This window comes from Mesotoga sp. UBA5847 (assembly GCF_002432735.1).
Classification (GTDB): domain Bacteria; phylum Thermotogota; class Thermotogae; order Petrotogales; family Kosmotogaceae; genus Mesotoga.
In genome coordinates this window covers 1-21,529 of the sequence record NZ_DJGL01000071.1, presented here as the reverse complement: position 1 = coordinate 21,529, position 21,529 = coordinate 1, and the positions used below count along the sequence as shown (strand labels likewise).

General features: G+C 46.3%; 16 protein-coding genes. 10 read left to right on the top strand and 6 right to left on the bottom strand.

What is annotated here, in order from left to right; genetic code table 11:
- Positions 1-1,555: 1,555 nt before the first annotated feature.
- Together B3K91_RS08145 and B3K91_RS08140 are read right to left on the bottom strand one after the other, a co-directional pair.
- Entirely contained in the window at positions 1,556-3,106 is a 1,551-nt protein-coding gene (locus B3K91_RS08145) for a purple acid phosphatase family protein (protein WP_292594589.1), read from the bottom strand.
- Positions 3,107-3,216: 110 nt separating this feature from the next.
- Positions 3,217-4,155, bottom strand: coding sequence for a 5'-nucleotidase C-terminal domain-containing protein (locus B3K91_RS08140; protein WP_292594585.1), 939 nt, complete (start codon positions 4,153-4,155; stop codon positions 3,217-3,219).
- Positions 4,156-5,126: 971 nt separating this feature from the next.
- Here B3K91_RS08140 and B3K91_RS08135 point away from each other — a divergent pair.
- A complete protein-coding gene (locus tag B3K91_RS08135; RefSeq protein WP_292594583.1) occupies positions 5,127-7,628 on the top strand; it encodes an EAL domain-containing protein in 2,502 nt (833 codons plus the stop codon).
- A 133-nt stretch (positions 7,629-7,761) separates the two neighbouring features.
- Here the strand turns inward: B3K91_RS08135 and B3K91_RS08130 are convergent, their stop codons facing one another.
- Positions 7,762-8,007 carry a kelch repeat-containing protein gene (locus B3K91_RS08130; RefSeq protein WP_214079806.1) on the bottom strand — a complete coding sequence of 82 codons (246 nt, stop codon included), beginning with the start codon at positions 8,005-8,007 and terminating at the stop codon, positions 7,762-7,764.
- Positions 8,004-8,402 (bottom strand): hypothetical protein, encoded by a 399-nt coding sequence (locus tag B3K91_RS08125; protein ID WP_214079805.1) that lies wholly within the window; start codon positions 8,400-8,402, stop codon positions 8,004-8,006. The genes B3K91_RS08130 and B3K91_RS08125 overlap by 4 nt, the downstream gene beginning before the upstream one ends.
- 829 nt (positions 8,403-9,231) lie before the next feature.
- Here B3K91_RS08125 and B3K91_RS08120 point away from each other — a divergent pair.
- From B3K91_RS08120 to B3K91_RS08080, 9 genes are all read left to right on the top strand, one after another.
- Positions 9,232-11,715 (top strand): PIG-L family deacetylase, encoded by a 2,484-nt coding sequence (locus B3K91_RS08120; protein WP_214079804.1) that lies wholly within the window; start codon positions 9,232-9,234, stop codon positions 11,713-11,715.
- Positions 11,716-11,908: 193 nt separating this feature from the next.
- Complete coding sequence (locus B3K91_RS08115) at positions 11,909-13,054, top strand: ROK family transcriptional regulator (protein ID WP_349682109.1); 1,146 nt, start codon at positions 11,909-11,911, stop codon at positions 13,052-13,054.
- A 28-nt stretch (positions 13,055-13,082) separates the two neighbouring features.
- Positions 13,083-14,327 carry an extracellular solute-binding protein gene (locus B3K91_RS08110; protein ID WP_214079803.1) on the top strand — a complete coding sequence of 415 codons (1,245 nt, stop codon included), beginning with the start codon at positions 13,083-13,085 and terminating at the stop codon, positions 14,325-14,327.
- Positions 14,328-14,382: 55 nt separating this feature from the next.
- Entirely contained in the window at positions 14,383-15,270 is an 888-nt protein-coding gene (locus tag B3K91_RS08105) for a carbohydrate ABC transporter permease (protein ID WP_214079802.1), read from the top strand.
- A gap of 17 nt (positions 15,271-15,287) precedes the next feature.
- Positions 15,288-16,109: a carbohydrate ABC transporter permease gene (locus B3K91_RS08100; protein ID WP_214079801.1), complete on the top strand. Its 822-nt coding sequence runs from the start codon at positions 15,288-15,290 to the stop codon at positions 16,107-16,109.
- Between the two features lie 5 nt (positions 16,110-16,114).
- A complete protein-coding gene (locus tag B3K91_RS08095) occupies positions 16,115-16,996 on the top strand; it encodes an amidohydrolase family protein (RefSeq protein WP_214079800.1) in 882 nt (293 codons plus the stop codon).
- A 1-nt stretch (position 16,997) separates the two neighbouring features.
- Positions 16,998-18,434, top strand: coding sequence for a lyase family protein (locus B3K91_RS08090; RefSeq protein ID WP_292594575.1), 1,437 nt, complete (start codon positions 16,998-17,000; stop codon positions 18,432-18,434).
- A gap of 12 nt (positions 18,435-18,446) precedes the next feature.
- Positions 18,447-19,265 carry a fumarate hydratase gene (locus B3K91_RS08085; RefSeq protein WP_292594573.1) on the top strand — a complete coding sequence of 273 codons (819 nt, stop codon included), beginning with the start codon at positions 18,447-18,449 and terminating at the stop codon, positions 19,263-19,265.
- Positions 19,255-19,755, top strand: a complete 501-nt coding sequence (locus tag B3K91_RS08080) for a FumA C-terminus/TtdB family hydratase beta subunit (RefSeq protein WP_214079797.1) — start codon at positions 19,255-19,257, stop codon at positions 19,753-19,755. The genes B3K91_RS08085 and B3K91_RS08080 overlap by 11 nt, the downstream gene beginning before the upstream one ends.
- Positions 19,756-20,520: 765 nt before the next feature.
- Here B3K91_RS08080 and B3K91_RS08075 read toward each other — a convergent pair.
- Both B3K91_RS08075 and B3K91_RS08070 read right to left on the bottom strand, forming a co-directional pair.
- Positions 20,521-20,949 (bottom strand): NUDIX hydrolase, encoded by a 429-nt coding sequence (locus B3K91_RS08075; protein ID WP_292592304.1) that lies wholly within the window; start codon positions 20,947-20,949, stop codon positions 20,521-20,523.
- 207 nt (positions 20,950-21,156) lie between these two features.
- Positions 21,157-21,345: a hypothetical protein gene (locus B3K91_RS08070; RefSeq protein WP_292592305.1), complete on the bottom strand. Its 189-nt coding sequence runs from the start codon at positions 21,343-21,345 to the stop codon at positions 21,157-21,159.
- Between the last annotated feature and the right edge of the window lie 184 nt (positions 21,346-21,529).

Genomic DNA, 21,529 nt, shown 5'->3' with positions numbered 1-21,529 from the left:
AATGTCTCCATATATCCTTGAACGTGTCAAATTATGAATCACTGGACTCTCTTCTTGCACGGCGATGAGTTCCCGAAAGGATTCCTGTCGAAATTGCGATTGGTAAAACAGATCATCGGGGGCCAATAGAGGGAGATCTCGGAATCTGCTTTTAACTGAATCCGTGACTGAAGGGAATATTCGATAAACAGAGGCAATTTGAAGAATATTATAGATGAGCTGATGCCTACACCTCCTCAATATAACTAACAATGAGGCATTGGAACACAATGAATACATATGATATACTTTTATTGAGTATCGAGGCTACCTATGAGGAATTGAAATTAGAGCGTTTTATACGGTTCTAATGCAATTAGTATAGCTTCCAGACTACCTATGAGGAATTGAAATTAGACTCTTCGTTCAGCTTTAGACCTGAACCCCTTCGGGCTTCCAGACTACCTATGAGGAATTGAAATTTAGTTCTGTGTTTGTCTATTGCTAATGCAGGAAAGCTTCCAGACTACCTATGAGGAATTGAATTTTTTCTTCCAATGTGCTTGCCGAACCCACATCTTGGTGCTTCCAGACTACCTATGAGGAATTGAATTTCACAAACTGGTTGTTGGTGATACGTGGTTGGTGGTTGGTCAAGAGCCTAAGGATCAAAAAAGGAGCTCAACTGCAAAGCGGAAGAATGTCGAGCTGTTTGAACCAACTCAGTTGGTCATCCTGACGTGCTCTTGATCAGGATCTGATCTTTGATCTTATCGGAATCTGAAGACAGCTTTCCGCCCGACGAAGTCGGAGCTTGCCTTTGCGAAGCAAAGACTGGCCAGGCGATGTGCAACAGTCCCTATGTACTGCATCATTTGTGTTTCTCGGTTGTCTTGCCACTGCTTGCAGTGACTGGCCTCAGCTTGAAGCTGAGACTGGCACCACGAAGTGGTACTGGCGAAGGCGAGGCCTTCACTGGCGGCGATGATTCTCGCCTTTTGACTGGCCTGCATCAGCAGACTGGCCACCATAGGTGAATGAACCATAGTGTTATGCTAAGAGCCGTGGTTGGTGATAGGTGGTTGGTGTGTGGTAAGTGCTTATAAACAAATAAGAGCACGATCACGATAAGAATGATTTCAGGAAAACCATCCGGGGACGCATGGCTGGCTTCGCCAGGAAACCAAAGGATGGTTGCTCATCATCCGGAACGGGAGCAAGCAGATATAAGATTTGTCTGTAGGAACACGCCACTGCAAGCTTAAGCGAGAAGACTGCCTAATCGCTGTGAAATACAGTAAATGTATTTCAATAGGCTCATCTTGGAGACCTTTGCTTTGCTTGCATATTGACCGCTAAATCCTCTCCTTGTTGGAGAACGATTGTCTGATTACGATACTTATCGACTATGATTCTGAATCCTGGTGTTCTTCTCCTGCAAGATTTGTTCCAACACGGCTTCTCTCCTTACTCATAACTAACAACAGAAGAGGGCACAAAATGTGCCCTCAGATAATAAACTCTATTCGAGATAGTATCAGGTATTTTTCGAAATCAAGAGAATCCCTTAGCCAGATTACTTGGTTATGGTGAAAGGTTCACCTTCTTCCCATCTTTCCTCATCAGGGTAATAGAATACGGGAATCACTGTTAGCTGGTTGTTTGACGCGTCAATTGTTATGCGCCAGTAATGGTGGTCAGATCCTGCTTCTTTCAACCACCAGTACTTGTCGGGGTCTCTACCTCCGCCCATTTCTGCTCCGAGGCCACCGACGCCGATGTAGTACACTCCATTCTCTTCGTCAATCAACGCATTGTCCTCATAAGATTCTGAATCAAGGACAGGCTTCCAGAAATTCTCAAACAACTTTGTCGAACTTATCTGATCAAATACGCGCTCCTTTGTTGCCTCTCCTGACTGAATAACGAAGAGCGACAGCATGTATGTCAGCTCTCTGAGTCCAGCAGAAAGCGAATCGAAACCTAGTTCCTCCCAGCTTCCTCGAGATAGCTTAAGTAGATTCGGCTGAAGGGGCGGAGCGTAATTCTTTCCTGGCTCGTAGTTTTCCCCGGCTCTCTCAAGACCTTCTTCGATCATATTGTCGATTTCTCCTGCTAATTCACTAATTCCTGTGATGGGCCAGGTTTTGATGTAGGAATGAATATGTCCGCTGTGTACAACATCCACTCCATACTTTTCGAAGAGAGGAACCCATAAACATCTGACTTTCGTTGGGACTGCTCCGGACCCCCACCATCCGCCGTCATGACAATGGGCAAAAGTCCATGTGCTGTCCTGGTTTTCCTGCAAAGTTTTCTCAAGCCAGGCGACTTGTTCTCCATCTACCGGAGACGCGTGACCAGAATCTAGGGATATTATGGTCAGTTCAGGGCCATAGTTAATTACGTGATAAGTGTAAGGAGCCGGCATCTTGAATCGATTGAAGTAGAAGACTGCTGCTTCTATTGAGCCGCCATAACCGGCAACAACCTCGTGATTACCTAAGGCAGGTATTATTGGTATTCTTCTGCCTTCGTCTGTGATCATTAGTTCATGCCATAAGTCAAAGAACAGATCCCATTCATAATCGCTCAGCTCAGCATTAACGAAGTCTCCGGAATAAACGAAGAAATCAGGATCCTCTTCAGCAGCCTTCCGGTGAACTTCTCGAATCACACTCATCTGTGAACGCAGATGTTGTGCGTCGGATCCCACAATAAACTTGATGTCACTTGGATTCTCGGGAGCTGTTCTGAAGCAGAACTTGTCACTTGTACCGTCATCCGTCTGCAGAACTACCCAGTAAGTCTCACCTGGGAGAAGGTTAGTCAGTTCTAGAGTATGCAGCCAAGCTGCTGTTTCTTCAAAAGTATATGTCTCTGCCTCTTTCGACTCGTATTCGTCAATATCCAGGTCCTTGTTGGTCGAGAAGAATGCAAGCGATCTTTCTCCTTCAATATCGGTTCGCCAGGTAATTGTCATGGTTGTACTTGGATCGTTCTGCCAAGTGAGCACTATTTGTCTGGGCTCATCGGCTGCAAATTCTTGCGAGAATGCAGACAAAGCAATCAAAATAGCAAATGATAACGTCAGAAATAAGTATCTTGTGCCTCTTGGTTTCGGCATTTATGATTACCTCCCTCTGCTGTTTTGAGCTGGCACTCACCATACAATATGAGCGAGTGCCAGTAATACTAAGTCACAGCAAATTTGAAAACAGGACTTCACAACGCTTATTAGAACTGAGGTGTCTTCACCTTAGACAAGTCAATTTCGAATAGGCCCCAAACGTCATCTGTGCCTACGTACGAAATGTGATCTACTTGTTCAATTCCCAACTCCTCAGCTACTTCCATGTACTCAAGCACAGGCGTTCCCCATTCCCCACCTGTCTTGAAAAGCACCCTGCCTGCAGTCTCGACAGGCTTGATCGACCAGCTTATGACTAATTCAGGCATGATTCCTCCAAGAGAATCAAGATACTCGAAAACCATTGTCTTGTAGTCTACATCCCACTCAAGAACGACATTCTCGGGAACTGCATGAGGCAGTCCGCCGCCTCCGCTCGCTCTGTAGCTGTCAACCATTACAATGAACTCCATATCTTCAGAAAGAGGAACTCCTTTGTACTCTGCGCGAGCTACTCTACTTCCAAGAGGCTTTGTAACATCATAGATATAGGTTATGCCCCAGAACTGGTCTAAATGGTGGCAGTCAAATCCAAAATTTACGAGAATCTGATCGTCGGTGACCTCAGGATCAATCTGAAAGAAATTCCCAGCTGAGGCTTCCAGCCATTCGATGACTTGCTTTCCATTTAGTTTCAGTGCGGATATCTTGTTAGCGTAGCGATACAAGTGTTGCATCTCTTCACTTGTGATAGGTCCCGCAGGCACATCGGCGAAATTGTCCGCGCCTCTAAATCCAGCGTCAATTGTGGAAGAACGAGAAATAATCGGCAAATTCTCGTAATCAGTCCCCTTCAAGTTCTTCTCAGCAAAGTCAACCGAAGCAAGGTTAACCAGCTGATAGTAGGGGTTGGCTTGCACTCTGGCAAAGTAAGTCGTCAAAGGGATGTTCACAAAGGTCGTGAAATCCTGAGAAAACGAAGATACTCCAAACACCATAGCGAATAGTAGAACAAACAGTGGAACAAACCGGACATGTCTCTTCATAATTACTCCTCCTCTCGCGTTCCAAACAGATAAGCTTTTCGATACACTAGATCTACTCTTCAAAGCATGCGGAAGTAGTGCTAACTAATCACCTCCCAACCTAAACGGCCTCTCTCAGATTAAGGTTTTGAGTAAGGCCAGATGGATAGTTTCGTAGTTGCTTAAGCACAATGACCGGACGTATATGACCTTTACAATAAGCTTCCAGGGCGAATATCAGACACGCTAATAAGATAAAGAAGAATCTCTACTAGTAGAATCTATAAGACGTAGTGATTATATCAATAAGGAATGTTTCACCAGTTAATTCTGAGAGCGAATCATTATCTTTCGATTAAGAAGAATGAATTGTACTATCTTGTGAAGACAATTAAGCTCTTTTCGTGACAGACCCGCTTTTTCATTGCATTAACTTTGCTAGACAAGGTCGGACCCATTTGTCGATTCATCCAATTGAGGAGTTGAGCGAACGAAGTTTTTTATGGACAGGAGGTACCCGAGAGTGGACGCATTTGTGGGATGCTCTCTTGCTGCGTGAGGTTGATGATTGCAGACTCTCGTGAGGAAGCATTGCAGGGCAAAGGGCATATGCTATTATTCAAATACTGTCAACTGCACCCGAAGAATATCACAAATATCAGGAGAAACATATGCAAGCGAACGAGTTAGATGAATTAGGAGCGCAATTCAAGAGAGGCCGATTTGCCAGGATGATCGGCCTAGAGGATCTTCTTCACGATGCAGAAGCTTCGCCTCTTTCTGCCGGGCTTCCAAAGGTGAGGACAGACCGCCCCATGATTAATCTGTTTGCTGCCGGAAGCAGACGGGGGCTTGTGCTTGCCACTCATAATGTATTTTCCTGTTTGTTCAATTGGATTATTGCCGTTCAGTAAATGCGCAGCGCGTGAGGCAGATATGAAGCCTCCTTTTTGTTCTTCTGCATTTAGTCTGTTGTTTTGGGGGGATGATCTATGAGGGAGAAGATCCTGGTTGTCGACGATTCAGCTACAGACAGAGTTCTTATCGGACGGATGTTGAGCGAATACGATGTTCTTACCGCTTGCGATGGTTTAGAGGCTATTAGGAAGATAAACGAGAACGATGATATTGCCCTGATAATACTTGACCTGAATATGCCCGGAATGAACGGATTCGAGGTGCTTGAAGTCCTGAAGTCAGAAGACAGATACAAGGGGCTGCGTACGATAATATTGACAAACTACGATGAGTTGGACAACGCAATCAAAGGCCTGAGTCTCGGCGCAGTTGATTACATAAGAAAACCCATTAGTTTTGACGCTGTGAAGGTCAGAGTCAATGTTCATCTTGAACTGCTAAGAAGCCAGCGGCTGATCGAACAGAAACTGCAAGAACAAAGAGTGACTTTCGATACTATCTTCGACCAGGCACCTATAGGCATCGCGATTTCTTACGGCAGTGACCCCTCAAATGATATAGAAGACTTAGATACACAGATCAATTCAATGGTAGAAAGAATCACCGGCAGGACGAGAGAAGAGCTCATAAGTCTTGGCTGGGCAAAGATCACACATCCCGATGATCTGGAGAAGGACCTGGAGTACTACGAAAAGCTTAGATCAGGCGAAATTGAAGACTATTCAATGGAGAAGAGATATATCAGGCCGGATGGTTCGATCGTATGGGTCGAGATGAAAGTGGCCTCCCTAAGTCTGCCGGGAGAAGGATCTCTTAGCCAGATAGCTCTACTTAATGATATCACCAGAAGAAAGGCGATAGAAGCCGATCTAATAGAAAGCGAGCGCAGCAAATCAGTTCTTTTATCTCATATCCCCGGAATGGCGTACAGGTGCAATTACGATCGGGAATGGACGATGAAGTATATCTCATCGGGTTGTCTTGAGCTGACAGGCTATTCGCCTGGAAGTCTCACGAACAACTGGGACCTCTCTTTCAACGATTTGATCGCGCCTGAATACCGTGAGTTTCTCTGGGAAGAGTGGGAAAAGGCGCTTGAAAAGAGAGGCCCGTTCAGGCAGGAGTACCCGATCGTGACTGCGGATGGAACGCGCAAATGGGTTCTGGAGATGGGGGAAGGCATATTCGATGAGCAAGGAGCGATAGAGGCCCTTGAGGGGATAATAATCGACATTTCAGCCCAAAAGAAGATCGAGGACGATCTCAGGTACAGCAATGAACACGATAGATGGACCGGGCTGTATAACCGCACTTACCTGGAAACCCTCCTGGAGAGTGAAGTAAACAAACGGGCCACAGGGAAAAGAGCTATGGTTGGTATTAATCTGAGTTCAATTCAGGCTCTTACAACGACCTACGGATTTCATTACACACAGGATCTAATAAAGAAGATAGCCGACTCACTTGGCAGATATGTTACTGAAGAACGGATGCTTTTCAACACATACGAGAATCGATTCGCATTCTACATAAAGGGCTACGGTGATAGAAGCGAATTGGCAGGATTCTGCGAGGCGATTGCGGGAACTCTGGAATCTATCCTTTCGGCTGAAAGAATTGGTGGCGGAATTGGGGTTATAGAAATTGACGAAGATAACGAGCGCGATGTGGACAATCTATTGAAGAAACTTCTATTGACTTCAGAGAGAGCGATAGATATCCGCAACACGGAAATAGGTATATGCTTCTATGATGCAGCGATTGAAAGACAGATAGTCCGCGAGCGGGAAATAACACACGCACTTGCAGAGATTGAAGCCGATGAAAGCTACGGCGGGCTGTTTCTTCACTATCAGCCGATCATAGATTTGAGAGACGACAAGATTTGCAGCTTTGAGGCTCTTGCTAGACTTCAAATAGACGCGCTCGGCCTTGTGCCTCCTTTAGAGTTTATTCCGGTGGCCGAGAAGACGAAGCTGATTGTACCGATTGGAAGAAGCATTATACTTCAAGCGCTCCGTTTCCTGAAACGGCTAAAAACCACCCGCCACACTTCGATCGGTGTTTCAATCAACATATCTGCTATACAGCTTCTGAGAGATGACTTCACAATCAGCCTGTTAAAGATGATAGAAGATACTGAAGTTCGGCCAGAGAATGTCTGCGTAGAGATCACGGAGTCGGTTGTCGCCACAAACAATGAGGAAATAAACCGTATTCTTGGTGAGCTGAGCGACTCTGGGATCCAAATAGCGATAGACGACTTCGGGACGGGCTACTCATCCCTTGCCAGAGAAAGAGATCTAAATGTGAACTGCCTGAAGATAGACAGATCCTTCATAGACAGACTGATGTACCTCAAAACCGAGGATACTATTACAAGCGACATAATCTCGATGGCTCATAAACTTGGGCAATGCGCCATAGCAGAAGGGGTAGAGCACGAAAAGCAAAGAGAGTATCTGAAGAGATGGGGATGCGACAAAATTCAGGGGTATCTGATCAGCAGACCTCTGGATGAAGAAGCGGCAATAGAATTCCTCAAGAGATACAAGCGCAAGCGGCGACTGCGATAACGATTGCCTTTGTTGAAGGGAGAGAAAAAGAGCTCGTCGTTCACAAAGCTCAGTATTGGCTTATGAAAAACGACAGATCGATTGCAATTGTCAACAATTCTGTATTGAGCTTCTTTCACTTTCCTGAAAGTCGTCATTCCATGATCAGCTCCCATGTATCCGAGAGCGAAGAGCTGCCGTCCCAACCTCCGAACAGCAGGACCGTTCCACTACTCTCGATATACGCCATAGTGTAGTATACACGCCTCGGTGGCAGCAAGGCTTTCATAACGTTCCTCGGCAGCGAATAGCCTATGGGGTTCCAGTGAATTCCGTCCCATTCGATCATCTCATTCCTACCCCCGAATGAAACGCCGTGAACGATGATAAGGTCACTCACACTGTCATATACCATCGAGTGTCTTGAGCGAGCAAAGAGGTCGTCACTGGCGACTTGAATCCATTCGTTGCCGTCCCAAGTCCACGTGTCACCGAGCATTCCCCGTTGGAAAGACGGCCTCCAAAGAGCACAATCAGCTTCTTTGAGGCATCATAAACCATCCCCGCCCTGGATCGACCTTCAGGCCCGGAAACATCGACGATTTTCCAGGAGTTGCCGTCCCACTCCCAGGTATCGGCCGGCTCTCTTGGAATGCCTCCAAAGACTACCGCCACTCCACGATCGGAATCGTAGGCTACTGCATGCCTTGAACGAGGGCAGGGACCGGATGTGGAAAGGTGTTTCCATTCCCGGCCGTCCCACTCCCATGTGTCGCTCAGGGGGGGCGCCGTCATTTCCTCCAAAGAGGATCACCGCTCCTCGTCTGCTATCGTAGAACATTGCATGTCCCATCCGCGGGCTGGGACCTGTCTCGGCCACCAAATCCCGCTGCACATCATAGGCCATCGCGTGACTATGCGAGCAGAAGGGCCGTCTATTTCCAGTTGATTCCACCGACAGACCTGTCCTGCACCTGTCAGTGCAGCAACCACAGCAATAATGAATCTATCAAGAGCCAACTAATCAGCTCCTAAAAGGTGCCGCCTCTTTGCGTGCCGTTGTTTTGGAGAAGAGATTGAATATCCACGAAGACTCTACTGGTAAAGAGATTCCTTGATTGGAAGGTTTCACTAAGAAATGGGAGTCGTAAAAGTTCTATCACTTTACTGATGATTTAGTGTTTCCATTCTTGTCCATTTACAAAACAAGAACCTACAACGCCCTCCTATAGATAAAAAGAAGGAACTAGATTGTTCATAACAAACTCTATTACTGTGAAATGCTCTGTGGTAAGATTTCTAAAACAGCCTCTTCATTGTAAATATTCAGCAGTTCTTCTTGACAGTTATGCTCTAAAAACGTCTGTCCCGATTTGTGGTTTGCATCCTTTGACAACAGTGTAGTTAGACAAAACGGGTCGATTAAACCTTATTCTCTTACCAAAGCACCACCAAATGCCTTGTTATTTACTTTGAATGATAATTGTCTCATTTGTGTGGTGAGTTTTGGTTAAGGTATAATAAAACTGTCAATAAGTTAGGCAACTTTACTAACGTGTTCTTCTCCTAAAGAGGTTCCCTGTTATGAACCGAAAGCGTTGCTTCAAAAAAGGAGGTATTGGGAATGAAAAGAGGGTTGATTCTACTCGTTCTTTTGTGCTTGATGATCTTCACCGGTCTTGCCAAAAGCTATGTGTTCGAGGCGATCCCGGAGACAGGTCTCGCAAAGACAATACTAGCGCTTCAGAAACTCCCTGTATTTGGTACGGTGTTTATGGTTGGTGCTCACCCCGATGATGAAGACAACGGGATGCTTGCATACTTGGCCAAGGGACTACATCTCGAGAGTTACTACCTTGTTTCCAACTGGGGGCAGGGTGGTCAGAACGAGATCGGACCTGAACTCTACGATGCCCTTGGAGTTTTGAGATCACAAGAACTGGCATCGGCAAGGGTAATTGATGGGGGGAAACAGCTACATTTCGGCGCTTACGATTTCGGCTACTCGAAAACAGCAGAAGAGACTTTCAACGATCCAAACTGGGACAGAGAGACAATAGTCGGTAACTTGGTTGAACTGATCAGAATCTACAAACCGGATATTCTGCTAGGCAGACACGCCCCAACCGGCGGTCACGGTCATCACCAGGCTTGCGGCGAACTCGTACCGGAAGCTGTTTTGGCAGCCGCAGATCCTAACATGTACCCGGAACAGCTTGAAGCAGGTCTTCAGGTGTGGCAGGTCAAGAAGTTCTACCAGGCCGGTTCCGGCGGTATACGAGTCAACACCGGCGAGTATAGCCATATTCTTGGTTACTCCTATAACCAGATAGGACGCATAGCGCGTGGCAGCCATCAGTGCCAGGGAATGGCCGGAAGTCTAGGAACACCTGGAGATGCCTACTCAAGCTATGTATTGATGAGCAGTGTCTTCGGAATGGAAGAAACTGGTATGCTCGATCACATGGACTTTTCTTTGAAAGCCATTTCTAACGGTATAGTGGGAGACTTCTCGGTAATCACGAAGATAGATGGAATGCTACTCAAATTGAACGGCATCACGAGCTCTATACTGGCTGGATTCAACGCGATGGATCCTACGGGAATTGGCGATGAGCTTCTCGAAGGACTGTCACTTGTGAGAGAAATGATTGCGTTTGCGGAGGGATCGAATCTCTCAGACTCCAACAAAGAATTGCTGATTGAAAGACTAACCATGAAAGAGGCGGATTTCCTGGCTGCGGCTCGTGAAGTCTTCTCGACAAAACTCATTGTCACTGGCAACGACTCTGCAGTAATACCCGGCCAGAGCTTCGAAGTCACGGCAACGTTCTGGAACCTTGGCAAAGAAATCATTGACAATGCCGAGATATTCTTGGCACTTCCCGAAGGCTGGACAACTGATGTGGAAAGCGCGGCCTTCGAATCTATAAAGTTCAATACCAACGGACAGGCAAAGTTCACTGTTACAGTCGGTGACGATGCCGCTTACACAGATGCTTTTGATGAAAATCCGATTAGCGCAGTAGCGGTATGGGAAGTATTAGGTGGATCTGTCTGGACGGAATCAATCGCAGATATAAGGGTAGTTCCAAAAGTCTCTGTCTCACTGGATCCTGAAAGATTAATGGCTCCAGCATCTTCTTCGGCAGTGACGAGAACGATTACTGTAAAGATTCAGAACAACTCCAAGGAAGCTATTTCCGGAACAGTCGACCTGGAGCTTCCCGGAGGTTGGACACTTTTGACCGAAGACACATCATTCTCTCTGAGCAGGGAAGGCGAAATCAAGTCAATGCAGGTCGCATTTGAGATTCCGGCAAACGCCCCCCTGGGAGAATCAGAAATCGTGGCAGAAGCAATAGTGGATGGAGAGGTCTTCAACGAAGGCTTCCAGGTGATTGCATATCCTCATATTGAAACGAAGAACTTCTACAAACCGGCTGTAGCGAGAGCCGCTGTTATTGATGTGGAAGTCGTCCCGGGCCTCAAGGTTGGTTATGTGGATGGCGGTCTTGATATCAATACTGTGTACCTAAGACAGATGGGAGTGGATGTTACTGAACTTAGCCCTGCTGACCTTGCCGCCGGAGATCTCAGCCAGTTCGACACCATAGTTATTGGCATGAGGGCCGCTACGACCAGACCAGACATTGGAGCAAATTCGGCGAGGCTTAACGAATACGTGTTCAATGGCGGTAACCTTCTTGTTCAGTACCACAAGACAGGCGAATACGACAGCAGCTGGGCTCCCTTCGATTTCGCCATTAGCAGAAACAGAGTCACAGTCGAGGAAGCAGAAATAAAAATCCTTGTTCCTGATCACCCAATATTCAACTGGCCAAACGTAATTGGTGATTCAGACTGGGAAGGTTGGAAGCAGGAAAGAGGCCTCTACTTCCCGAACAAATGGGCACCTGAGTTTACTCCTTTGATTGATACCGACGACCCAGGTGAGGATATCGAGCCAGGTTCGCTGTTGATTGCGAACTACGGAGAAGGAACATACATCTACACAGCACTGGTATGGTACAGGCAGCTAGATTATCTTGTACCGGGCGGCTACAGAGTCTTCGCGAATATGTTGAGTTTACCAAAGGTGAAATGAGGTAGTTAGAGAATCGGGGGACCTCAAAGGTCCCCGGTTCTTTAAAGTATCAAAAATTGAGAAAACTAACGAAAATTGATTTTATTCGTCTTTGTCACTCTTTATTCAGCTCAGCTCACCAGTATCTCCGTTATTTGATAAGAGCTCATTCAATATATAATGTTAGTAAGTTAAGCTACTTAACAAAACAAAGGTGATTCCAGTGAGTCGATGCTTACGTGAAACCGAAGAAAAAATAATGCAAATAGTGAGGAATGAGGGACTGATTTCCAGGGCAGACATAGCCAGGAAGAGTGGCCTTAGCAAGCCAATTGTATCTGTCGTCGTGAATAACTTCATCTCTCAGGGTTCAATAGTCGAAGTAAAAGAGGGAGAGAGTTCCAATAGGGGTGGAAAGAAGCCCATGCTCTTGTCTTTTGTTCCTAACTACAAGTATGTAGTTGGTGTTGATGTTGGTGGGAACAAATTGATCTCTATACTAGCGGATCTTGATGGAAATATAGTTGAAAAAGCGAAGTTCTCTACAAAGTCAATTTCAGATGAGGAAACATTTCTAGAAACCGTTGAGAAGGCGATATCTCAGGTAATGAATGTTCCGCTCTCAAAAGTTATGGGTATTGGAATTGGCGTTCCAGGTACAGTAGATCCCGAGAGCGGAATGATCTTCTATATGCCCGCATTCGGTCTTCGAAAAGTGAATCTGATGAGTTGTATGGAGGAAAGATTCAAGCTTCCCACATTTGTGTCTAATGACGTTACTCTGAACGCACTTGGAGAGATGTGGGCAGGAGCCGCTAGGGGATGCAGGAATGTTTTTCTGACGGCTTTAGGCACGGGAACGGGCGCGGGACTAATAATAAACAACGAACTCTACGAAGGGACAAGCGGCATGGCGGGCGAAATAGGATACATGATAACTGACTGGAGCAGAGAGAAGAACTTGAGCTTTGTCTTTGGCAGCCTTGAGAGCTGGTTTTCAGGATACGCGTTTGAGAAACTTCTTTCAGAATTCGAGAACGAGCCAACGGTTGCGCAGATGTTCGATCATTCCGATAGCAATCCGAGATTCAGGGAGATAGTAACGGTTGCATGCGAGCACCTCAGCGTGGTAATTGCAAATGTAATCACACTGCTTGATCCGGACGTTGTTGTTATAACAGGTGGAATAGGTTACAACCAATACGATAGGATATTTAGCCTTATAATGCCGGTACTAAGAAGAACCGTCCCCGCCGAAATACTGAATCGGGTTACTTTCAAGCGTGGCGAACTGGGTGAGTTAGGCGTTTCTCTAGGAGCTGTGTGCAACGTTCAAAGAAAAGTCTTCATGGAAGTGTGAGCTACATCACAATTTTGGAGGTGGGTAAATGAAAAGAGCATTGTTACTTCTACTGGTTGTTTCGGTTGTCTTTGCTGGTTTTGCCGGTGCAGTAAAAATAACTTACTGGCAGTACTACTATGAAACTAAAGTGAAACTGGTGGATCAGCTCATCGAAGAGTTTGAAAGGCAGAATCCGGGAATTGAAGTAGAGCACGTTACTTTCCCCTACGAGAATTTCAACGAAAAGGTCGCGGTATCTGTCTCTGCCGGAGTCGGACCGGATGTTCTCACTCTTTTCTATGGATGGATTCCGCTATATGTTACTTCGGGATACCTTGTACCTCTTCCTGAAGCCGAATTCACCCCGGAATATCTCAGCAGCGAGTTCTTCCCGTTCGTCTCTAAAGGAATCGAGTTCGATGGCGTGCCATATGCCCTTCCGACAGCTGTAAGGTCCCTCGCACTGTTCTGGAACAAGGATCTCTTTGCTGAGGCCGGTCTCGATCCTGAGAGTCCTCCGACCACTTTTGCCGAAATGGTCGAATTTGCAAAGAAGCTCACAAAGTATGACGACAAGGGCAACATAATTCAGGAAGGTCTGACAATGCAGCCATCTGGCCAGGGGCACCAGTGGATAAGAGAGGTTCTTGTCAGACAGCTCGGCGGGACGCCATACAGCGCGGACAACAGAACCGTTCTTTACTACCAGACTGCGCCGGAGACTCTGAAGGTATATACCGACCTTATCACCAAGGATAAAGTTGGCTACCCCGGCTTCCTGAACGACGATGTCACTGCTTTCAGATCTCTCAAGGCCGCCATGACAATTGACGGTTCTTTTAGGCTTGGAACTTTCAGACCTCTTAACAACCTCAACTGGGGAGTTACCGAACTTCCGTCCATGAACGGTGTGAAGTCAAACTTTGCGTCTTTCTGGGCACACGCAATAACAACCAACGCAACTGGTGAAAAACTGGAAGCTTCTATTAAGTTCCTGAAGTTCATAACTTCTGAATACGCTCAAACACTTTGGCTAGAACAGGTGGGCGAACTTCCAGCCAACCCGAACGTTGCGGCCGCTTATTACGATCATCCTGAATTCGGGCCTTTCCTCAAGGGTCTGGAGTACGCCCATGCGACTTTCTTCGTTGACGAGAGTGGCCAGCGACAGGTACTGATGGATGCCGTCGACAAGGTCTGGATACAGGGCATGGATCCTATTAAGGCTTTCAAGGAAGCAGCAGAAGAAGATCAAGCAATAATAGACGAATTCTGGTCAAGAGTAGAGTAATTTGAAGAGTGTCTGGCCGTGGCAGTGCCACGGCCATTCTCTTTGGGGGTAAGAGATGAAAATAAGTCAGAAAAGAATTGTTACTGCGTATGTTTTCCTGGCTATCCCGCTGGCCTTCTATATAGTAGTCCGTTTCTATCCAATGATATACACTTTCTGGCTGAGTTTCACTAACTGGAGGCTGATTTCGCCAAAAAAGGACTTTGTCGGGTTCGATAATTTTGTCAAGCTTTTCAAAGACAAGGTATTCATGACTTCTCTCTGGAATACTATAAAATACGTGGTCTATGGGGTACCTCTTGTGATAGTCCTATCGCTCTTTTTGGCCGCGACGCTGAACAAGGTTAGACATCTGCAATGGTTTTATCGTTTGCTCTACGTTATGCCCTACATTACACCGCTAGTAGCAGTGAGCTGGGTTTGGAGATGGATCTACCAGCGACCGCCCGCAGGAGTGCTAAACAATATCCTTATGGCCTTCGGTCTCGATGCTCAACCCTTTCTGACCAGCATGAACCAGTCTTTACCGGCCATAGTTGTGACTACGGTATGGGTAAATCTGGGATACTGCATTATTATCTATCTTGCCGGTCTGCAGACCATACCCCAAGAGTATCTGGAGGCGGCCAAAATAGATGGGGCAACGTCAAGACAATCTTTCTTCAAAATAACTCTGCCGCTCCTTAATCCGATTACAGTGTTTCTCGTTGTTACACAGAGCATTACGTTTCTGAGGATTTTCACGCAGGTCTACAACATGACCGATCAGGGGTCGGGAGGTCCTCTGAATGCGACCAAACCCCTGGTGCTATATATATATCAAAAGGCCTTCAGATCTTTTGACATGGGTCTCGCTTCTAGCGCATCCGTGATACTTTTCATGCTAATAATGGGTATAACGCTGATACAACTGCTGGTATTGAACAAGCGAGTCCAATACTGATTGGTGGGTGTTTATACATGAATAGAATTGACAGGAAAACAAGTGTCTTTGCCTATATATTTCTAACGATCTTCGCCATTGTGATGGTCTTTCCCTTTGTCTGGATGTTCTCTTCGTCTTTCAAGTCATCAGAAGAGGTCTATGAGATGTCATTGATACCGGATGAACCAACGATCGACAACTACGTATACATTTTCAACTACTCAATGTTTCCTAGGTGGTTTTTGAACAGCATGATTGTGGCTGTTGTGACCACTATATCCGTTCTCTTTTTCGATTCGCTGATAGGCTACACGCTTGCCAAATATACTTTTCCCGGCAAGAACATCATATTTATTCTCATTCTCAGCACGCTCATGATTCCGACCGAGATGCTAGTTATTCCATGGTATATCATGGTAAGGCAATTGGGGTGGATGGAGACCTACTGGAGCATAATGTTTCCCGGTATGATCAGCGCTTTCGGCATTTTCCTCATGAAGCAGTTCATGTCGACGATACCGGATGACCTGCTTGATGCAGCAAGAATCGACGGGGTATCGGAATTTGGAATATTCATCAGAATAGTCATACCTCTCGTCAAACCGGCACTTGCCACACTGGCGATTTTCAATTTCGTTGGCAACTGGAATGCTTTTTTGTGGCCTCTCATAGTAGCCCAGACTCCGAAGATGTACACTCTCCCGGTCGGGGTCTCTTACTTCTCAAGTGAGAATCTAACCAGGTGGGAGTTGATTATGACAGGCGCCGCCGTCTCAACCATACCGCTGATAATCTTCTTCATAATCTTCCAGAAGCAGATTGTAAAGGGAATCGCCATGTCGGGATTAAAGGGGTGATACATATGCGAATAATCGATTCTCATGTTCATTTTCCATCTTCTGATCTCTTTGGAAAGGCTAAAGGTACTGTCCATCCATTGCTGGCCCGTGAGAGGGCGCGCTGGAGAAAGGCATGGCAGTTCGATGGGGCCGAACCCATCGCTTCACAGGATGAAATGGTTGAGAGATGGTACAAAGAGACGATAAAGCATGATATCTCGGTGGTTTTCGTAACTTCCGGCGGAAACGAGGCAATGGCGGAGATAGTAAAATCTCATCCCGACAGGTTTCACGGCTATGCTCATCACGATCCTTCCCTAGAAGATGCACCCGGACTGCTGGAGAAGGCCGTTAAGGAGCAGGGTCTGAAGGGATATAAGATACTTGGACCGACGGTTGGAAAGCCTCTTGACAGCAAAGATCTTTATCCGGTATGGGAAGTCGCTCAGGGAGAAAATATCCCTGTGCTGATCCATTTTGGTATCATGGGCTCTGCTGGGGGGATTGCCAATCATATGAATATCAATCCACTGGTAATTCACGATGTTGCAAAAGCCTTTCCTCATATGAGAATAATCGTGCCACATTTTGGTTGTGGATACGTCTTTGAAACCTTGAATCTCTGCTGGGCCTGCCCCAATGTATATATTGACACAAGCGGATCAAACCAGTGGATGAGATGGATGCCTTACGATGTGAACCTGGAAATGCTCTTTCGAAAGTATAGAGAGACTATAGGGCCGGGTAGAATTGTATTTGGTACGGATTCCAGTTATTTTCCCAGGGGTTACGCAAAGGCCTACTTCGATGAGCAGTTCAAAGCCATGATTAACGTTGGTTATTCCGACGATGAAATCGAAAGGGTCGTCTTCGGCAACATAGACGACCTTCTCAATGGGAGGTAGTATGGGATTTTCTCCAATATATTCTAGGCACGTTCTCGAAAAGTCTTACAGGCACTGGGCGGAGACCTTCCTGAGTGAATTCGGGCAGCAAAACAGGGCTCATCTAGTTATGCTTACAAAGCAGGGGATAATCGACTCCGAAACAGCATCAGCGCTAAAGAATGCTATTGGAGCACTAGACACGACTATGAAGATCCCGCGGGAGTTCCCCGATGGGGTTGAAGATCTTTTCTTCTTCTATGAGAAGCAACTCGAAGGACTTCTCGGAGAAAAGGCAGGCTCTCTCCATACTGCTAGAAGCAGGAATGATATGGACGCAACTGTCTTCAGATTGTACGTGAGAAAGCGGATGATTTCCCTCATGAAGCAAATGCTGGCGATGACGGGAAGTTTGATCGAGAAGATAAAGAACTCCAGAGAACAACTCCTGGTTCTATACACGCATGGACAACCCGCACAGGTCTCCACGCTAGCTCACTATCTGGCATCTTTCCTTATAGAATTTCTGGAAGGACTGGAAGGATTGAACACCTCCTTAAGAGTCGTGAATCAGTGCCCTTTGGGTGCTGCAGCGATCACCACGACAGGATTCAATATTGATCGGAAACTGGTCTCTGACCTTCTGGGATTCGAATATCCGGTTCCCAACTCTTACCAGGCTATCGTCACATCCCATTGGCTCACTTATCCATCGATGTGGTTCAAGAGCATACTGACCGACATAACCCGTCTTATGGCCGATATGGGACACAAAGCCTCTTGCGAAGTCGGGATTCTCAGCTTCCCTGATGAACTCGTGCAGGTTTCCAGTATAATGCCGCAGAAGAGGAATCCTGTGATAATCGAGCACATAAGAATCCAGTCCGGGATGGCCTCTGGAGACTTTCAGAGCCTTATTGACCTCTTCCACAATGTACCTTACCAGGATGTGAACGAAGTCGCAGACGCTCCTCTCACAAACTTTACCAGAGGGTGTGAAACGTTTTCGGGGCTGCTGGAATTGCTGGAAGAGACGCTTCTAAAAGTGTCCGTGGACGAGAAGAAAGTGGACGATATAGCAATATCTGCCGGAACGACAACAACAGAACTTGCTGACGAACTTGTAAGGAGAGAATCAATCTCATTCAGAACAGCTCATAGAGTTACGAGCGCCTACGTCAAATCGGGATACTCTCTTGAAGCTCTCCGCAAAGAATTCCAAAGTCTAGTCGGAAGACCCATAGGCATGAGAGACTCTGAGCTCAAGACTACTCTTTCTCCCAGACACTTTGTAGAGATGCGCACTATTCCAGGAGGTCCCTCTACTCTGGCTATGGAAAGCGTTCTGAATTCTATTGAAGCGAAAGTGAGAGGGATTTCCAAATCGCTGGACGAGCTGGTCAAGGTCATTGCCAAGAGCGAGAAACGCCTAACGACAGAGTTCAATTGTCTCGGTTGATGCGGTGCAATTGTGATAGCGGCTAAGGAAATAATTATCAGACTCGGAGAAGAGGTTTCAACGGCAAACACTGAAATGGATCCTTACATTGTCGAGCAGCTCGATCTCTATCAAGGGCCGTTCTCGGAAGTCTTGAAGGAAAACGTCACCATTTCTAGGAGAACAGGACTCCCCATTTGTCAGGATACAGGTTTTCTAGAATTCTTCGTCTTTCAGGGCAACGAAGTAACTCTAGAAGAACCAATAATAGAAACACTTAATTCCACAATCAGAGAAATATACAAAGCAAGGCCTTTCAGGTACTCCATAGTCTCTGATCCGTTGCTTCGTAGAGAGAATACCTATGATAACACGCCGGTAGTATGCCATATCTTCCCGGTGAAGGGAGCCAAGCTTGAAATCCGATTTCTCGTGAAAGGGGGAGGTAGCGAGAATCTTTCTCGACTTTTCATGATGAATCCTTCTTCTGGCGTAGATGATGTGGTTCAGATCATAGTCGACTCTCTCAAAGAAAGCGCTGCGAGAGGGTGTCCTCCTTTGAAAGTTGGAATCGGAATCGGTGGAAGTTCTGACAAGGTAATGGTTCTTGCCAAACTCGCCCTCACAAGATCCTTCAATGAGAAACATCCCGACAGCGAATACGCTGCACTTGAAGATAGAATACTTGCAGAAATAAACGATCTTAAGATAGGCTATCAGGGTCTGGGGAAAGGGATAACCGCCTATTCTGTGCACATTGAGACCTATCCCTCACACATAGCAATAATGCCAGTAGGACTTGCGGTGGACTGCTATATCGCCAGAAAGGGGAGAGTTGTTCTTGAGGATTGAAGAATTGCGTGTGGGTGACGAGCTAGATTATTCAGGTGAGTTTCTTGTTATGAGAGATGCTGCGCAGAAAAGGCTGAGCATGATGATCGAGAAAAATGAAGAACTTCCGGTTAATCTGGACAAACGAATTGTCTTCTACGCGGGACCTGCCAAGTCAGTTAACGGTTTGTTCGGGGCCATAGGTCCTACAACTTCGAGTAGAATGGATTCATTTCTGGAGATGCTCTATTTGAAGGGCGTTCTGGCAACTGTGGGTAAGGGGAAGAGAAGTCGGATAGCCGCATCTATCTGCAAGAATTACGGAAGGGTTTACTTCTTGGCTCCCAGCGGGGCTGCCGCTGCTCTGGCAGGGACAATCTTGAGCATGAAAGTCTTGGCATTCGAAGACCTTGGCACAGAAGCTATCTTCAGTACTCAGGTCAAGAATTTCCCGCTATACGTTGCCATCGATTCACTTGGAAACGACGTGTTCGATACGCACGTGAAGTAGCTCTTTTCTTTCGTCTTTCGGGGCAGACTCCGTTTTTGACATTCTGCCCACATTTATTAGACCCCGAAAGCAGGGACTTGCTTTTTCGGAGCCATTGTTCGTGGTAGGTAGTTAGCCAAGAGCAAAGAAATCGGTTCTCCAATGGCTGGTTAGCTTGTTTGGTTACTTCAAGTGTTTTCTCATTACCAGCTTATGTTCAGTTTCTCCATAAGAGATAAAACTGTGCCTCTTAAACATGTCAACCGGTCCCATGAAATCAGATAACGAATTCACAAACTCTTTGTTGGGGTAAGCCTCAATGTAATCAAAACCTCATCCGCCGAGTCTTTGCAAACATATTCCAGCAATTGGATGGCGATTCCTTTTCTCTTCATGGTCGGAGCGATTGAAAACAGAATATGGATTTCGCTCTACTATTTGGATCAGGCTCTATTGTATTTACTTCGCTCATAAACCGCAGCCAGCTCGTACAGTGTATGCAGTCTGATTTAGTGTTGGCATTGCACCAGCCAACGACATGATCATCGTAATATGCCAGATATCCCTGGATTATTCCCGCCGTGATATATTGCACTGCTAGATCCCGCCTCTTCTCTGGAGATGAAAAATCTGTTTCAACACGGTGATCAGCGGTACACCAACACACACAATAGCACCTGTCCTCCTCTTCGTTGTCAGCATGAGCTTCAGTTTCGAAAAAGCTCAGGTAGTCTTCCAACAAGTCCGATGTCAATTTCTTAATCTCGATATTCCTTCTGCAACCTCCTAAAAAAGGTGTCCGCGTTCTCGAATAGCCAATACCTTCTCGAAAATCTGAGATTGGATATCCGGATACGTCATTTGGTCAGGTAGATTAGTCGACAGCGTCCTTGCTGCTATTTCAAAGGAAGGCAACTGGCCTAGTTCAGCGATCTCTGCAAAGTACACACGTCCATAATCTGGACTGTCTCCGTTGACGGAATAGTCGCATACTTCAGTTAGGACATACTTTAGTGCTCCGGTTTCTTCAAACAGCTCCCTGTGGGCAGTCTCGATTATTGGTTCGTCATATTCCCTTCTTCCACCAGGGATCTCCCAAGTTGTTCTTGCCTTATGCCGTACAAACAGCCAGCTGCCCCTGTAATTCGAGACAACTACAGCGTACATTAGCTTCTTGTCTTCTATCTGGCATCTTTCATAGAATTCTACCTTCATATTACACTCCTCAACACTTCAATCACAATAGTGATCCAGCAGCGAATGATAACCGGGTGGAGATTATTGCAGAAGCCCACGCCGTAGAATTATCGCACATTCGTACGCTCCTTGGCATCCCCAAAACTTCTGCACTCTCAATGGCCCCCACTTGGAGAGATGAAGTTACCGTACTTGATTCTATCTCCTGAGAAGGAACGGCAACTTCTAATCGCTGGGGAAGGGATTGATATAGGTCGCTTTCGGCACTACCATCACGCCATCGTAAATGTCTTTCGGAGGAAGCGACTGTACATCGTAGTGGAAGTTCATCAAAGCTTTTTCCTTCTCCAGCTTGTCATCATGAGATGACAGGAGTCCTCTGGATCCATCTGCATACTCGGCTATGGCACTCAAAAGACTGACGGCTCTACCCTCTCCTCCCTCAGCCGTACTCTCAGAAGGTATTACTAGAAGCCGAAAGTTAGTCCACTTGCATACGGACTGTGATAGTGCAGATATTCGCCTAACCACTGCATCTTCGCTCCTCTTACACGCTCTTTAGGGACTCCGTTTTCTACATCTAGTTTGCTTTGATAAG

Coding starts and splice junctions, on each gene's coding strand:
- B3K91_RS08095 (WP_214079800.1), top strand. CDS start 16,115: ATGCGAATAATCGATTCTCATGTTCATTTTCCATCTTCTGATCTCTTT.
- B3K91_RS08090 (WP_292594575.1), top strand. CDS start 16,998: ATGGGATTTTCTCCAATATATTCTAGGCACGTTCTCGAAAAGTCTTAC.
- B3K91_RS08135 (WP_292594583.1), top strand. CDS start 5,127: ATGAGGGAGAAGATCCTGGTTGTCGACGATTCAGCTACAGACAGAGTT.
- B3K91_RS08125 (WP_214079805.1), bottom strand. CDS start 8,402: ATGACGGCGCCCCCCCTGAGCGACACATGGGAGTGGGACGGCCGGGAA.
- B3K91_RS08145 (WP_292594589.1), bottom strand. CDS start 3,106: ATGCCGAAACCAAGAGGCACAAGATACTTATTTCTGACGTTATCATTT.
- B3K91_RS08120 (WP_214079804.1), top strand. CDS start 9,232: ATGAAAAGAGGGTTGATTCTACTCGTTCTTTTGTGCTTGATGATCTTC.
- B3K91_RS08105 (WP_214079802.1), top strand. CDS start 14,383: ATGAAAATAAGTCAGAAAAGAATTGTTACTGCGTATGTTTTCCTGGCT.
- B3K91_RS08075 (WP_292592304.1), bottom strand. CDS start 20,949: ATGAAGGTAGAATTCTATGAAAGATGCCAGATAGAAGACAAGAAGCTA.
- B3K91_RS08110 (WP_214079803.1), top strand. CDS start 13,083: ATGAAAAGAGCATTGTTACTTCTACTGGTTGTTTCGGTTGTCTTTGCT.
- B3K91_RS08140 (WP_292594585.1), bottom strand. CDS start 4,155: ATGAAGAGACATGTCCGGTTTGTTCCACTGTTTGTTCTACTATTCGCT.
- B3K91_RS08100 (WP_214079801.1), top strand. CDS start 15,288: ATGAATAGAATTGACAGGAAAACAAGTGTCTTTGCCTATATATTTCTA.